This is a genomic window from Streptomyces corynorhini, from assembly GCF_003346515.1.
GTDB classification, from domain to species: domain Bacteria; phylum Actinomycetota; class Actinomycetes; order Streptomycetales; family Streptomycetaceae; genus Streptomyces; species Streptomyces corynorhini.
Map to the genome: position 1 here is coordinate 1 of NZ_QQNA01000364.1, position 14,944 is coordinate 14,944.

General features: G+C 70.9%; 15 protein-coding genes. 13 read left to right on the forward strand and 2 right to left on the reverse strand.

The window, feature by feature from the left end; genetic code table 11:
• Positions 1 to 786 (reverse strand): AfsR/SARP family transcriptional regulator (locus DVH02_RS32370; protein ID WP_147286182.1); only part of this gene is annotated, 786 nt, incomplete at its 3' end.
• 233 nt (positions 787 to 1,019) lie between these two features.
• On the opposite strand from DVH02_RS32370, the gene DVH02_RS32375 reads away from it, so the two are divergent.
• The 4 genes from DVH02_RS32375 (at position 1,020) to DVH02_RS32390 (ending at position 5,220) form a co-directional block, all read left to right on the forward strand.
• Positions 1,020 to 1,562 (forward strand): SDR family NAD(P)-dependent oxidoreductase, encoded by a 543-nt coding sequence (locus tag DVH02_RS32375; RefSeq protein WP_114627417.1) that lies wholly within the window; start codon positions 1,020 to 1,022, stop codon positions 1,560 to 1,562.
• Between the two features lie 56 nt (positions 1,563 to 1,618).
• Complete coding sequence (locus DVH02_RS32380) at positions 1,619 to 2,878, forward strand: MFS transporter (protein ID WP_114627418.1); 1,260 nt, start codon at positions 1,619 to 1,621, stop codon at positions 2,876 to 2,878.
• A gap of 414 nt (positions 2,879 to 3,292) precedes the next feature.
• Positions 3,293 to 4,501, forward strand: a complete 1,209-nt coding sequence (locus tag DVH02_RS32385) for an IS701 family transposase (protein ID WP_114627419.1) — start codon at positions 3,293 to 3,295, stop codon at positions 4,499 to 4,501.
• A 29-nt stretch (positions 4,502 to 4,530) separates the two neighbouring features.
• Positions 4,531 to 5,220, forward strand: coding sequence for a response regulator transcription factor (locus DVH02_RS32390; protein ID WP_114627420.1), 690 nt, complete (start codon positions 4,531 to 4,533; stop codon positions 5,218 to 5,220).
• Between the two features lie 143 nt (positions 5,221 to 5,363).
• On the opposite strand, the gene DVH02_RS32395 is transcribed toward DVH02_RS32390, so the two are convergent.
• A complete protein-coding gene (locus tag DVH02_RS32395) occupies positions 5,364 to 6,116 on the reverse strand; it encodes a maleate cis-trans isomerase family protein (RefSeq protein ID WP_114627421.1) in 753 nt (250 codons plus the stop codon).
• A gap of 237 nt (positions 6,117 to 6,353) precedes the next feature.
• Between DVH02_RS32395 and DVH02_RS32400 the strand changes: the two genes are divergently transcribed.
• The 9 genes from DVH02_RS32400 to DVH02_RS32440 form a co-directional block, all read left to right on the forward strand.
• Entirely contained in the window at positions 6,354 to 7,505 is a 1,152-nt protein-coding gene (locus tag DVH02_RS32400) for a LeuA family protein (protein ID WP_114627422.1), read from the forward strand.
• A gap of 107 nt (positions 7,506 to 7,612) precedes the next feature.
• Positions 7,613 to 7,798, forward strand: coding sequence for a lysine biosynthesis protein LysW (locus tag DVH02_RS32405; protein WP_114627423.1), 186 nt, complete (start codon positions 7,613 to 7,615; stop codon positions 7,796 to 7,798).
• A gap of 3 nt (positions 7,799 to 7,801) precedes the next feature.
• The gene (locus DVH02_RS32410) at positions 7,802 to 8,650 is read left to right on the forward strand and encodes an ATP-grasp domain-containing protein (RefSeq protein ID WP_114627424.1); all 849 of its coding nucleotides are present in this window, start codon (positions 7,802 to 7,804) and stop codon (positions 8,648 to 8,650) included.
• Positions 8,647 to 9,702 carry an N-acetyl-gamma-glutamyl-phosphate reductase gene (gene argC, locus DVH02_RS32415; protein WP_114627425.1) on the forward strand — a complete coding sequence of 352 codons (1,056 nt, stop codon included), beginning with the start codon at positions 8,647 to 8,649 and terminating at the stop codon, positions 9,700 to 9,702. Before DVH02_RS32410 ends, argC begins: the two co-directional genes overlap by 4 nt.
• Positions 9,699 to 10,502, forward strand: coding sequence for an amino acid kinase family protein (locus DVH02_RS32420; RefSeq protein ID WP_114627426.1), 804 nt, complete (start codon positions 9,699 to 9,701; stop codon positions 10,500 to 10,502). The genes argC and DVH02_RS32420 overlap by 4 nt, the downstream gene beginning before the upstream one ends.
• Before the next feature lie 11 nt (positions 10,503 to 10,513).
• Positions 10,514 to 11,077 (forward strand): type 1 glutamine amidotransferase, encoded by a 564-nt coding sequence (locus DVH02_RS32425; protein ID WP_114627427.1) that lies wholly within the window; start codon positions 10,514 to 10,516, stop codon positions 11,075 to 11,077.
• A 53-nt stretch (positions 11,078 to 11,130) separates the two neighbouring features.
• Positions 11,131 to 12,249: a Glu/Leu/Phe/Val dehydrogenase dimerization domain-containing protein gene (locus tag DVH02_RS32430; protein WP_114627428.1), complete on the forward strand. Its 1,119-nt coding sequence runs from the start codon at positions 11,131 to 11,133 to the stop codon at positions 12,247 to 12,249.
• Positions 12,246 to 13,934 (forward strand): AMP-binding protein, encoded by a 1,689-nt coding sequence (locus DVH02_RS32435; RefSeq protein WP_114627429.1) that lies wholly within the window; start codon positions 12,246 to 12,248, stop codon positions 13,932 to 13,934. The genes DVH02_RS32430 and DVH02_RS32435 overlap by 4 nt, the downstream gene beginning before the upstream one ends.
• Positions 13,935 to 14,112: 178 nt before the next feature.
• Positions 14,113 to 14,944 (forward strand): aminotransferase class I/II-fold pyridoxal phosphate-dependent enzyme (locus DVH02_RS32440; protein WP_233518596.1); only part of this gene is annotated, 832 nt, incomplete at its 3' end.

Here is a 14,944-nt window from a genome sequence, read left to right on the forward strand (position 1 = left end):
CGTCGACGTGGAGGGCAGTGTGGGGGGCGGTGTGGGGGGCAGCGTGGCCGTCAGCGCCGGGTCCTGTCGGAGCACCGCCTGGCGCAGGGCGCCGAGCAGGGGGCTGGGGTCGACTCCCAGCTCTCCGGCGAGCCGCGACCGCAGGTCGTCGTAGGACACGAGAGCCTCGCTCTGGCGTCCTGCCAAGTAGAGAGCCCGTATCTGTACGGCGCGCAGGCGCTCCCTCAGAGGGTGCCGCGCCACGAGGTCGGCGAGTTCACCGGCGAGGAGCACCTGGTCCCCCGCCTCCAAGCGGGCCTCGGCCTGCTCCTCCATCACGGACAACCGCTGCTCCGCGAGGCGCTGCGCGGCGCCCCGCGCGAACTCCGCGTCCGCGAAGTCCGCGTACGCGGGCCCCCGCCACAGCTGAAGGGCCTCGGTGAGCAGCGCGGCCCGCGCGCGAGGGTCCCGTACCGGGCGGGCCTCGGTGACGAGAGTACGGAAACGCTCGGCGTCCACCTCTTCGGCGTCGCCGTCCAGCCACAGCCGGTAGCCCGGTGGCTGACGTACGACGCGCTCCCGGCCGAGGACCCGGCGCAGCTGGGAGACCTTGGCCTGCAGCGCACCCGAGGGCTTGCCGGGCGGCTCGTCGCCCCACAGGTCGTGGATGAGCCGGTCCGCGGAGACCGGGCGCCCCTCGTGCGCGAGCAGATCCGCCAGCAGAGCCCGGACCTTGACCTCGGGGACGGTGACTTCTTCCCCCTCGGCGTCCCACACCGCCAGTGGCCCGAGCACCCCAAAGCGCATACACGCCACCGTACATGTCCGGCGACTTCGCTCTTGAGTCACCGGTCCGGCCGCTCCCGGGTCTCTCCCCGCCCGGGGACGGGCGTGCCGCGTCGGCCCGCCATCAGCCCTTCCGAAGGTTTCCCGAAGATTCCCCGAAGGTTCCCCGAAGCGCCCCCGTGCAGAGTCGTGCGTGCCCGGTGTCACCACGCACCGGCAAGGAACGGCATCCCCGGGGGGAAGGACCGGCAGTCATGACCAAGTACGCGCGCAGGAAAGCCGTGGTCGTCGGTGAAACCGCCGGCATCGGCCTGGCCATTGCCAAGCGCCTTGTGGAAGGCGGCGCAACAGTCCTGCTGACCGCCCGTACCGCGCGGGAGCGCGTCCACGCGACAGCCGAACTCGGCTCCACCGCCCGCGTCATGTCTCCGGACGCGGTCGAGGACGGCCTCGGTTCCGACCGCGATGTCGATTTCCTCTTCGCCGACGCCGTACCCACCGCGCGGCAGCTGCTGCGGCATCTCAGGGACGGCGGCGCGATCGTGCTCACGTCCCCGGCCCCGCCCCCGGCCGCCGTACACACGCTCGCCGTCGAGCTGGTCCCCCGCGGCATCCGCGTCAACGCGGTGGCTGCGGGCTGTATCGAGGCGCCGGGCGGCGGCGCCAGACCCCTGCCGCCGCTGGGCCGTCTCGGCGCCGTGGAGGAGGTCGCGCGCGCCGCGCTCTTCCTGGCCGCGGAGGCGACCTTCACGACGGGCGCCCGGCTTCCCGTCGACGGCGGCCTCAGCCACCCGTGAACCGGAGCACCACGTCCCCAGAACCCCAGGTCCCCCAGAAAATCCGGAGTACACCCATGAGCACCGCGCCCGACACCGCGGCTGATTCCGCCGCGACACCAGGCACACAGAGCGGCGTCCAGGAGGAACAGCCGAAGCTGCGGCTCTTCGCCCTGCTCGCCCTTGCCACCGCCGTCTTCATCACCAGCCTCACCGAAACCCTCCCGGCGGGACTGCTCCCCGCGATGAGCGGCGATCTCCGGGTGAGCCAGTCCGCGACCGGTCAGACCGTTACGATCTACGCGATCGGTACCGTCCTGACCGCGATCCCGCTGATCGCGGCCACCGCGGGCTGGCGGCGCAAGCGACTGCTGCTCACCGCCATGGGGGGATTCGCCCTCGCCAACACCGTCACGGCCCTGTCGTCCGTGTACGAGCTGACCATGGTGGCGCGGTTCGTCGCCGGTGTCGCGGCCGGTGTGGCCTGGGCCCTGCTCGCCGGGTACGCGCGGCGCATGGCCCCCGTGCCTCTGCAGGGCAAGGCGATCGCCATCGCCATGGCGGGGATTCCCGTCGCGCTCTCGGTCGGCGTGCCCGCCGGGACCTTCCTCGGCGAGGCGCTCGGCTGGCGCGTGGCGTTCCTCTCGATGACAGCGCTCACCGTGGTGCTGCTGTTGTGGATCGTCGCGGCCGTGCCGGACTACCCCGGTCAGGAACGCGGTGAGCGTCCGAAGATGCTGCGGACCCTGCGCATCCCGGGCGTGACCCCCGTCCTGTTCGTCACGCTGGTCTTCGTCCTGGCCCACACCATCCTGTACGCGTATATCGCCACGTTCCTCGACGACCTGGGCCTGGGCGACAGCACCGGCCCGGTCCTCCTCGTCTTCGGTGTCGCCTCGCTGGCGAGTATCTGGATCGTCGGTGCCAAGATCCACCAGCGGCTGCGCAGTCTCACCATCGCCAGCGCCCTGTTGGTCGCCGTGGCCGCCGCGCTCTTGGCGGTTCTCGCAGACAACACCGTGCTCGTCTTCGTGGCGTCCGCCCTGTGGGGCCTGGGCTGGGGCGGCGTGCCCACCCTGCTGCAGACCGCCGTGGGCGATGCGGGCGGCGACTCCGCCGACGCGGCCCAGGCCATGCTTGTCACCCTCTGGAACGTCGCCATGGCGGGCGGCGGCATCATCGGCGGCGTTCTGCTCGCCCTGGTCGGCAGCGCCTCCTTCCCCTGGACCGTCCTGCTGCTCCTGTTGCCGGTGATCGCGGTGGTCCTCTATGCCCGCGGCGCCGGCTTCCCCGCCACGCGCCACCAGCCCGGAGGCGGCGCCCAGGACCCCACCTGATGTCACACCGGAGCCGGGCCCTGACGCTCATGTCAGGTCCACGTGACAGCCGCCGAAAGCAGATCGGTTCCTCCCGGCCTTCGGCGGCCGATCACCGGCTTCGGCCGGCCTTCGCAGCACGGCCGCCGAAACCGCATTTCCGAAACCTGCCGGAAGGATTTCATAATCTGTTAACAAATTCCGTTCGGCTTCCGGCCGTTGTTCCCCGACTCGCAGAGCTGACCTCTTCTCCCTGCCAGTCGTCGCACGCGTTCCGCACCGAGCCGAGTTTCCACTGTTCAGGCCGCGAAGTCTCGAAGTAGACGGCCAACCCGGAAAATCCTCGCCCCGGACGATAGTCTCACCTCGTACGCATGTGTCATTTTTCCACCTTGACAACGAGCGATTACGAGTATCCAGGGGGCGTAGCGTTACATGTCGTCAAGCGAATTAGACCGTGCCGTGCCGGATAATGGCGCGCTCATGCAGACGTTTATGGACGAGATTTTCCAGCCACTCCACCGGGTGGAACAACGCCGCTGGGCACGGGCGTATCTGTGGGGCCTGATCAATATCTCGGGCAAGAGAACACCGCGCCGTATGGCGCTGGCAAGGGCGTTACCCTCGACCGCGGCGCACGGACTGCGACAGTTCATCAACACCAGCCCATGGGACTGGGAACCGGTACGGCACAGGCTCTCCCGGCAGATCGCCGCGCGTACGAGACCGCGCGCCTGGACCGTCGCCGAACTCATCATTCCCAAACGCGGCGAGTACTCGGTGGGCGTGCACCAGCGCATGGACACGGTGACCGGTCTCACCGTCAACTGCCAGCGGGCGATGGGCCTCTTCCTGGACACGGATACGTACTGCTTCCCTGTGGACTGGAGCCTCGTATTCGGCGGAATCTGGGATTCGGACAGCGAGCGCAGGCGCCGCGCGCGTATACCGGAGAACGAGACCGGGCACCCCGCCGGCGCCTACGTCAGCGGCTTCGCCGCCGACGTGTGCGCGCGGCTCCCCCTGCTCCGTGCCCCCTGGGCCCTCGACCTGACGCGGTGCGACGACGCGGACGCGGCGCTCGCGGGACTCGCCGAGCAAGGGGTCGATGTGGTGTGCGAGGTGCGAGCGAGCCGGTCGGTGCTGCCCGCGGAGAACACGGCCGACGTGACCACCGTCGGTGAGCTGATGGAGTCGCGGCACAACCGGCAGGCGCACGTACTGATCCGGCGGAACCCGAGCGGCCACGCCAGATCGGTGCCGGTCCACGCGCACGTGGGAAAGGTGCGGCTGCCGAGGCTCGGCAGCGGGGACGAGGGCGGCTCCCGCACCTACCGCGTCCTGCGGCGGCCCGACCCGGACGGGCTGCGGCCCCCTCGCTACTGGATCACCACACTCACGGACCGGCGCGTGGACGAGGTCCTCAGGCTCACACGCAGCCGCGCAGCCGCCCTGTCGACCATCACCACCATGCGGCAGAAGTTCGGTCTGCTCGACTTCGAGGGCCGCTCCTACCCTGGCTGGCACCACCACATGACCATGGCTTCGGCCGCGTACGTCTACCAGCACCTGTACGCCGCTCCCGGTGCCGTACCGGCGGCACCGGCCGCATCGCCCGGGGAACTGGCCGGTACCGCGAGCTGACGAAAGGCCGAGGAGAAGGGCTGGGACACATGACGAACGTACTTGTGGTGGAGCGGAACGCCTCCGCCGCCGACGCCATGGTGAGCGCTCTACGGCGGCAGGGATACACCGCCCACAGTGTGGAGACGGGAGCACGCGCTCTGCGGATGTGCGGGGACGCGGACCTCGTGCTGATCGCCCTGGAACTTCCTGACATCGACGGCGTGGAGTTGTGCCGGTCCGTGCGGAACGGCAGTGACACACCGCTGATCGCCGTCACCGACGTCGACGACGAACTGGCGCGGGTCCTCGCGTTGAAAGCGGGCGCGGACGACTGTGTGGTGACAGCCTGGGGATTCCGTGAGATCGGGGCCCGCATCGAAGCGGTGCTACGCCGGACCCGCCCCCGAACGGCCCTGCTGGACGCCATTTCCCTGAGCCCGCTCCACATCGATCCGCGAACACGGCAAGTGCACCTGTACGACGAACTCGTCGACGTCACATCGAAGGAATTCGAGCTGCTGTACACACTGGCCGCCACCGCCGAAACCGTGGTGACACGGCGGGAGTTGATGGCAAAGGTATGGGGCAGCGACTGGGCGCACTCCAGCCGCACCATCGACACCCATGTGAGCAGCTTGCGGGCGAAACTCGGCTCCAGCTGCTGGATCATCACCGTCCGGGGTGTCGGCTACCGGATGGGGCACACCCCGCATGTGCCCAAGGCGTGCGTGGGCTGAACCACCCGCGACCGCAAGGGCACCCGACCGCAAGGGCAGCCGACCGCAGCGGCACCCGACCGCAGGGGTACCCGGGGGAGTGCCGCCGAGCGCGCCCCCGGGTCCCCGCCACGCGGCCCGGGGCCCCCGGTACCCCTCGGGGCTCATACCGTCGCGCGCTCCAGACGCCGCAGCAGCGGGTGCGCGACCTCGGCGGTACCACCCACCGCACGCCACGCCCACCAGACCGACGCCAGGTTCGAGGTCAGTAGGGTCCGGTGGGGCTCCTGCCGGGCCAGCGCGGTGAGGGCGCCGATCGTGCCCATGCCCGTACCGGTGAACAACAGGGCGCTTTCGGGGGGCAGATCCCGCTCCCGTAGACGATTCAGAACCGTCTCGGTCGTCACCTCGTACGGATCGTAATGGCCGCCCCCGGCCGGATCCGACGTCGCCGGCACGGCCACGACGCCGTCGATCGTGAGCCCGGCACGCTCCCAGAAGGCGCGGGACGCATCGGTAAGCCACGGCTGGTACGGGGAAACGAGTGTCAGGCGGGTCACCCCGAGCGCCTCACATGCCGCGAGGATGGCCTGCGTCGACGACTGCACGGGGAATCCGGCGCGCTCGGACAGCTCGGCGCACAGGGCGCGATCGCCGTCGGGGCCCAGGAGATAGTGCGATGCGCTGCACGCCACCACGGTGACGTCCAGTCGCATACCGCCGAAGGTGTCGAGAAGGTCGGGGAGTACGGCGTTGTACGTCTCCAGCATGGCCCTGAGGCCGATTCCGGGAGTCACCGGGAACCGGGACACGTACACATTCACGCCGGACCCGACGAGATGGTTGAACTCCGGCTCGACGGTGGGGTTTTCCGGCGGCACGACGACCCCGAGCCGGGGCAGCGAGAATATTTCCATGGCCGCACAGTAGAGCGCCGGACACATCAATAGTGGCCCGGTACCCGCGATTTGACGTCAGACGCACACCCGCCTTGCACTCCCTTTCCTTCTTGACATGCCCTGACAATCCCGTACAGAGCCCTGACGCCCCCCGTATTGCCCTGCCCCGGCCGAGCGGCGGAGGATAGGGAACAGCGCCTCCGAAGTTTCCACTTTTCGATGCACAACCCCTTTCGCGAACAAGGAGCGAGGGAAATGGTAAAAGCAGAAAGACGTGAGAGAGCGCCGAGTCCGCCCCGCATATCCGATGCGACGCTGCGGGACTCCGCCCACATGGCAGGCGTGGAATTCGGCCCCGAGGACGCCGCGGCCATCGCGGAGCTGCTGGTGCGTACCGGCGTCGAACTCGTCGAGGTGGGCATGGTGTCCGGCCCGGACTCCAAGGACACCGACCTCGTCCTCGCCACCCATGAGGCTGTCGGCCCCGAGCGCAGCATGACTCTCGTCGTCGTTCGCGACCGCCGACAGGTCGCCCGAGCGCTCGACGAGGCCGAGCGCCTGGGCGTACGCCACCTCATGTACTCCATCCCGACGTCCGAGGCGCACGCCCGGCTCAAGCTCGACTCGGCCAGCCCCAAGTACGTGGAGAAGCTGGCCCGTTCGGCGATCACGCAGGCCAAGGACCGTGGCTTCCACGTCACCTTCAGCGGCGAGGACGGCGCTCGCACCCCCAAGGAACGGCTCGTCCCCTATGTCACCGCCGGCTTCGAAGCGGGCGCCGACCGGTTCCGGATCGCCGAGACCGTCGCGTATCTGTCGCCCTGGCAGATGGAGGAGGTGGTCGCGGACCTCGTGGCGATCGACGGGTCCGAGATCGAGATCCACTCGCACAACATGCTGGGTATGGCCGTCGCCAACTCCCTCGCCGCCGTCCGCGCGGGCGCACAGTGGATCTCGGCGACCGTCGGCGGCATCGGAGAGCGCGGCGGCAACGCTCCGCTGGCCGAGTTGCTCACCTCGCTGCGCGTCATCCACGGTGACACCCGCTTCGACCTGACGCACCTCACCGAGCTGTCGCGGATCGCCCTCAGGGGCGCCGGTCTCGGGGACGCCTTCCAGTCGGGGCCGACCACACCGCACGCGTTCTCCTACGAACTGCCGGGCCAGCTCAGCCATCCAGAGGCGTACGAGACTCTGCCCGCCGAACTCGTCGGCAACACACGCGAGTTGCGCGTGCGCAGTCGACTCACTCCCGCCCTCGTCACCTGGGCGCTGGCCGACTCGGGCCTCCTCGTCGACGTCGACGCCTTCACGCCGTGGCTGGTCCAGCGGCAGGAGCGGGCCGGCCGCCCCCTGCTGGACCGAGACGCGATCCGCAAGGCCGCCGTCGAATTCCGGCCCGCCTGAACCGCACCACCCGCCCGCACCACCCGCCCGTGCCTCTCGTCCGGATCACGCCGGGCCGCCCGGCCCGCTCCTGAAACCGACCGCGCACAACCAACGGAGTCGCTTCCATGCCCACCGCCACCCTCACCGGCACCTGCCCCGAGTGCGAGACCGGCCTGACCGTGCCGCCGATCGTCGAGGGCGAGACCCTCTCCTGCCCCGAGTGCCTGCTCACGCTGCGCGTCGAGGACATCAAGGACGACCAGCTGACGCTTCAGATGGTCGAGGTACAGCTCCGCGACTGGGGCCAGTGAGACATGAAGCGCACCATCGCCGTCGTCGCGGACCGCATCGGCTGGGAGGAGCGCCTGCTGATCGGGGCCGCCCCGGCCCTCGGCCTGCGCCTCGACTGGGTCAACGACGAGTCCCTGTGCCTCGGCCACCCGAACGCTCCGTCCGTCAAGGGCTACGACGCACTGCTGGTACGCAGCCGCAGCTACACCCGCGGCGGGCTGATCGCCACCCTCGCGGAGGCCGCCGGCGTCCCCACCCTGAACACCGCCGGGGCGATCCACGCCTGTGAGAACAAGGCCGCCCTGCGCGCCCTGCTGCACACCGCGGGCGTGCCCGTGCCGGACCACCGGCTGGTGCTCTCCCGCAAGGACTTCGAGAAGGCCGTCGACGAGTTACCGCTGCCGCTGGTCCTCAAGCCCGTCTTCGGCGGCATGGGCAAGCGGGTCACACTGATCCGGCACGCCGACACCGCCCAGTCCGTGTACGACTACGTCGAGGACCTCGGACACGCCTTCGAGCAAGCCTGTCTGGTGGAACCGTACCTGGGCGGCACCTCGGTGCGCTGCCTCGTCGTCGGGCGCGAGCCCGTCGGCACCGCGGAGTTCGAGAGCGGCGGCGCCGACTGGCGGAACAACGCGGCGCTCGGCAACAAGAACCGCGCCATCGCCCACGACGCCGACGTACGGAAGGCCGTCGACGGTGTGGTGTCCGTGCTCGGACCCGGAATCTACGGAGTCGACCTCTTCCGCACCTCCGACGGATACGTCGTCAACGAGGTCAACCACGCGCCCGGCTTCCGGGCGGTGGCCTCGGCGACCGGTGCGGACATCCCGGCGGCCATCGTCCGTTACGTACAGGAGCTACCCGCATGATCCGTGCAGGAGTCGTCGGCGCCTCCGGGCTCGCCGGCGGCGAACTCATCAGGCTGATCATCCAGCATCCCGACCTGGAACTGACCTTCCTCGGCGGCTCCTCCAGCATCGGCAAGCGCCCGGCCCAACTCCACCCCGGCCTGCGCATCGACCACGGGCTGACGGTACGGCCCGTCACCGATGACATCGCCGACCACGTCGATGTCATCTTCCTGGCCACCCCGGCGCCCGTCTCGGCGGAGCTGGCCGCGCTCCTCGCCGATCGGGTCCCGGCCGTCATCGACCTCAGCGGCGCCTTCCGTATCCGCACACCGGAACTGCATGACCGCTGGTACCCGAAGGTGAGGCGACGTGCCGACCTCGCGGACCGCTTCGTGTACGGCGTGCCGGAGCTGGTCGGCGACCAGTTCGCGGACGCCGCGCTGATCTCGCTGCCCGGCTGCTACGCCACCGCGATCACCCTGGGCCTCGCACCACTCGCCCTCGGCCTCGGCCTGGAGCTGAGGACCGTGCTGGTGGACGGCAAGAGTGGCTCCAGCGGCGGCGGTCTGAAGCTGCGGACCGCGGACCTGCACCCGTTCCGCAGCGGCGCCATCGCCCCGTACGCCCCGACCGGCCACCGGCACGCCGCCGAGGTCGGCGACTTCCTGAAACGGAGCAGACCCGGTGCCATCGGCTCCCTGACCATGTCGGCGTACGGCGTCTCGCACGTCCGTGGCCTTCTCGCCAGCTCGTACGTCTTTACGGACCGGGCCGTCGACGAGCGGGAGCTGCTGCGGGCGTATCTGCGCTTCTACAAGGGGCATCGCTTCGTACGGGTACGGCGGCACACCGAGACACTGATCCCGGTGCCCGACCCGCAGGCCGTCCTGGGCTCCAACTTCTGCGACGTGACGGTCCTGCACGACGACGAGGGCGACCGCATCGTCGTCCTCGCCGCTCTCGACAACCTCGTCAAGGGCGCCGCGGGCCAAGCCGTACAGGCCATGAACCTGCGGTTCGGGCTGCCCGAGGAGACGGGCCTGACGACGCAGCCGGTGATGCCCGCATGAGCGCGCGGCCGCACACCCGGGTACCGACCGTGGTGAAGCTCGGGGGCAGTTGCCTCGACGACCTCGACGGCGTGTGGTGGGACGATCTGGCCCGGCACGGGCGGGAACAGCCGCTGATCCTCGTACACGGCTGGTCCAAGCCGCTGAAGAGACTCAGCCCCCGCTACAGCGAACCGTCGGCGATCCTGCGCGACCGGTACGGCAACCAGAGCCGCTGGACCACGCCCGAGGTCATCGACGACATCAAGACCGTCAGCGCGGAGCTGGGCGCCGACATCCTGGGGCGGCTCGACCGTCGCGGCATCACCACCGAGCGGCTGATCGGCAGCGACGGCCTGCTGAGCGCGGGGGAAAGCGAGCGGTGGTGGTGGCGGGACAAGCAACTCGTCGAGCTGGCCCATCTCGTCGGCCCGATCACCGGTGTGGACCCCGCGCCGCTGAAGAACCTCCAGCCGGGCCACGCCTGCCTTGTCACACCGCTCGCCCGGAACGGGGCGGGCCAGGAGGTGAACACCGACGCCGACCGGGCCGCGGCCGCTGTCGCCGGAGCCACCGGCGCCACCGATCTGGTCCTCGTCACCGATGTCGCTCACCTGCTGATCGACGGGGAGCCGGTGCGCCGGATCACCGGGCAGGCCGCGGCCTCCTTCCGTGACAAGGGAGCGACCGGCGGCATGCGCAAGAAACTGCGGGCCGCGAGCGAGGCCCTGGAGAACGGCGTGGCACGCGTAGTCATCGGCAACGCCGCTGTCACCGCCCTGCTCGACGCCCGTACCGGCACGGTCATCACCCGAATGTGAGGAGCGAGCACGTGGCGCGATCCCGTGTGCTGATCATCGACAACGGAACCCTGTCCCTGCCGCAACTGCGCCGCCGCCTGGAGCAGTTGGGGGCGCGGACCGAGACGGTCGACACGGCGTCCGTACCGGCCCGGCTCGACGGCCGCTACCAGGCAGTCGTCCTGAGCGGCACCAAGGTGCGTGCCTACGACCTCGACCATTACCGACCGCTCATCGACCTCGTCATGGGCACCGGTGTCCCGGTCTTCGGGATCTGCGGCGGCATGCAGATCCTGGCCGTGGCAGCCGGCGGCCGACTCGCCGAAGGACCGCAGCGGGTCGGCGGCTACGACGTGCGGGTCGACAAGGAAGAGCCGCTCTTCGCTTACGTGAAGCCGACGGTCACGGTCTTCCACCGGCACACCCTCTACCTCCAGGAGGCCCCGGCGGGTTTCCGCTCCATCGGCCGCTCCGCGCACGCACCCGTGGAGTTCCTGCGCTCCGACGACGGCCGGATCCTCGGCTCGCAGGCCCACCTGGAATTCCGCAGGGACGGCCTGGACATCCTGCGGGGCTTCGCGCGGCTCTACCGGTGACCCGCCCTTCGTACCGACTCCCCCCTCTCACCTACGGCCACAAGGACTTGGCAATGAGTGTTCCGGAAGACCCACAGGCCCCCGCCTTCACCGTCCATCTGAACGGCAGCGGCGGCACCCTCCGAGGCTGGGTGGTCGTCGACACGCTCGTCGACGGCCTGGCGATGGGCGGCACCCGGATGACCACCGGGATCACCGAAGACGAAGTGGCGGGCCTGGCCCGCGACATGACCGAGAAGTTCACGCTCGCGGGCCTGCGCATCGGCGGCGCCAAGGCCGGCATCGTGTCCGACGGAAGCAACCGCGAGGAGACGTTCCGTACCTTCGGCCGTACCGTCAAGCCGCTGCTGCACGGCGGCATCCACCTCGGCATCGACATGGGCGTCACCCCTGCCGACCGGGCCGTCTTCTTCGCCGAGGCCGGCTATGACCCGCGCTACCGGTTGGGCGCCCCCGACCTGCCGTTCGACTGGCGCACGTACTACGAGCCGCTGATCGACGCCACCGGGCACGGTGTCGGGGTCGCCGCGGTCACCGCCCTGGCGGCGAGCGGCCGTACGGAGCCCGCCCGGGTGGTGGTGCAGGGCTTCGGCGCGGTGGGCCGGGCCGTCGCACGGTTCCTGGAGGAGCGCGGGCACGTCGTCGTGGGCATCGCCGACGTGCGGGGCACCATCAGCGCGGACCGCCTGCCGGTGGCCGACCTGATCGCCCTTACCGACGAGTACGGGCAGATCGACCGCTCCCGCCTGCCCCAGCACGTCACCGTCTCCGGCGAGCCGGACGCCTGGCTCGACGTCGATGCCGACCTGCTGATCCTCGCTGCGCAGAAGTACGCGCTCACCGCCGAGAACACGCACCGCCTGCGCGCCGGTCTGGTGGTCGAGGGCGCGAACCTCGCCACCAGCGCCGCGGCGAAGGAGAAGGTCGCCGCCTCGGGCGTCGGCCTGGTACCGGGGGTGATCGCCAACATCGGCGGGGCCGCGTCGGCCGCCCTGGCCGTCACCCGGGTCGTCCCCTTCGACCTCACGGCTGACGCGCGCAAGGCGTGGGTCTTCGACTGGATCAGCGACCGGGTGCGGCAGAACACCCGGGATCTGCTGGACATCGCGGCCGCACGGGCGGGCAACCCGCTGCCCGAGCTGCTCGCGGCCCGCCGGAAGGACCGCGTATGAGCACGAGGACCACGCCATCCGCCGCCGGGCGGACCGGCCGGGCAACCGCGGCGGCCGGGGAGCGGGCGGCCGAGTACCGACGCCGCGGGTGGTGGCGCGACGAGACCTTCCTCGACGACCTGCGCCGGCAGGCGCGCCTACGCCCGCACCGGCTCGCCGTCGCGGGCCGCCGCGTCGCCGAGTCCCGCACCGATACGCTCGACTACGCGGAACTGGCCCTCCTCACCGACCGGTTCGCGCACGCGCTGCTCGACCTCGGCGTGCGGCGCGGTGACTTCGTGGCCGTACAGCTCCCCAACCGGTGGGAGATGGTGCCGCTGATATTCGCCTGCATGCGCGTCGGCGCCGTCATCTGCCCGATCTCGCCCATCTGCCCGGCGGACGAACTACGCCACCGCCTCGGCCTCACCGAGGCGCGGGTGTGCGTCACCCTCCCCGCGTGGTCGGGCACGCCCTTGGCGGACATCGTCACGCGCCTCAAGGACGAACTCCCCGCTCTCGACCACGTGCTGGTGGTCGACGGCCCGGTACCCCGGGGCGCGCGCTCCTTCCACGACCACTTCGTGGCCGTCGAGCGGGAGGAGCACGGGGGCGCCGCCCTGGACGGCCTGGCGCTGAGCGCCGACGACCCGTTCGTGGTCCTGTTCACCTCCGGCACCACCGGCAAGTGCAAGGGCGTCCTGCACAGTCAGAACACGGTCCACTCGGCCGTGCGCGGCTACGTCGACGCCTTCGGGCTCAGCGACGACTGGGTGGCGGCCGTGTCCACGCCGCTCGTCCACTACTCCGGTTTCGCGCAGGGTGTCCTCGCGGGCGTCATGCTCGGCGGCACCGTCGCCTTCCAGGACGTACGCAGGAACGAGGCACTGCTCGACCTGGTGGAGCGCTACGGCGCCACCCTCCTGTACGGACCGCCCGCCACGCTGGCGGATGTGACCGCCTCGCAGCGGGCCGAGAAGCGCGACACGAGCACGCTGCGGCACGTGGTGATCGGCTCGGCGCCGGTACTCGAAGAGCTGGCCGACGAGGTTCGCGAGAGCCTCGGCGCGCGCACCTACTCGCTGTGGGGCATGTCCGAGAACGGCCCCGTGACCACGACCCGGCCGGAGGACCCGGAAAACTGGGCGGCACACAGCAACGGCAGCGCCATCGACGCCATGGAGACCCGTCTTGACGCGTCCGGCATCGGCGCCGGCGGCAGTCCTGTGGGCCGCCTCAAGGTGCGCGGCGCGTCGCTCGCGCTCGGCTACTACAAGCGCGAGGACGCGTTCGCCGCGGAGCTGGGCGTGGACGGCTGGTTCGACACCGGCGACCTCGCGCGCGACGACGGCCGTGGTGGTATCCGTATCGTCGGCCGGGCCCGCGACGCGATCCTGCGCGACGGCCTCGTGGCACCCGTGACAGAGCTGGAGGCGGTCATCGGCAGCCATCCGAAGGCCGTCGAGGCCGCGCTGGTGGGCCTGTCACCCGCGGAGGACGGCGCCGAGACCGTGATCTGCGCCGTCGTCGTCTCGCGCGGTGACGCGGGCCCCTCGCTGGACGAAGTCCGTTCCCATCTCGGCGAGTCGGGCCACGCCCCCCGTTTCCTGCCCGACCGCGTGGAGCTGGTCCGCGCCCTCCCGAAGACCCTGACGGGCAAGGTCAGAAAGGCGGAGCTGCGGCAGCAGTACGCCACGACGCCCTGAGCCGGCCCGCGCCCCTCCCCCGCCCGGCGCCTTGTCCGACGGAGCCTCGCCCGACGGAACCTCGCCCGACGGCGCCTTGTGCGACGGAGCCTTGTGCGACGGAGCCTTGCCCGACGGAACCTCCCCCGCCCGGCGCCTCGCCCTGCCCCTGTTTCCCCCCTTGACCACTGGAGCTTCCATGCCAGAACCCACGCCGGTCACCCTGTCGGCGACCCTCGCCGCCGACGAGGCCCTGGCCCGTCGGCGGCGGGCCGGGGAACGGGTCCTGTCGATGGCCAGCGGGGAGATCGGCCTGCCCGCCCACCCGGCGCTGAAAGAGCGGCTCGCGGCCGCGGCGGACGAGAACGCGTACGGCCCCGTGGCCGGAAGCCACGCGCTGCGCACCGCCGCCGCCGGGTACTGGGAGCGGCGCGGGCTGGCCTTCGCCCCGGAGCACGTCGTGGCCGGGCCGGGCAGCAAGGCGTTGCTGTTCGCGCTGCTGCTCGCCGTCGGCGGCGACGTGGTCGTGCCCGTACCGAGCTGGGTCAGCTACGCGGCGCAGGCCCGGCTCGTGGGCGCGCGCCCCGTCCCCGTACCGATCCTGCCGGGGCAGGGCGGGGTGCCCGATCCTGACCGGCTCCGCGAAGCGGTCACCGCCGCGCGCGCCGCCGGGCAGGACCCCCGGTCCGTGGTGGTGACGGTGCCGGACAACCCGACCGGCACGGTCGCGGCCCCGGACACGGTGCGACGGCTGGCGGACGCGGCCCGCGAACTGGACTTGGTCATCGTGTCCGACGAGATCTACCGCGATCTGGTGTACGACACCTCACAGCGCGCCGAGTCCCCGGCCGTACACGCGCCAGAACGCACCGTCGTCACCACCGGTCTCACCAAGAACCTGGCGCTCGGCGGCTGGCGCACGGGCGTGGCCCGGCTGCCCCACAGCGACCTCGGGCGCGCCCTGCACACCCGCCTCGTCGCCGTCGGGCGAGCCAGATCTGGTCCAGCCCGACGGCGACGAGGCGGGTGTG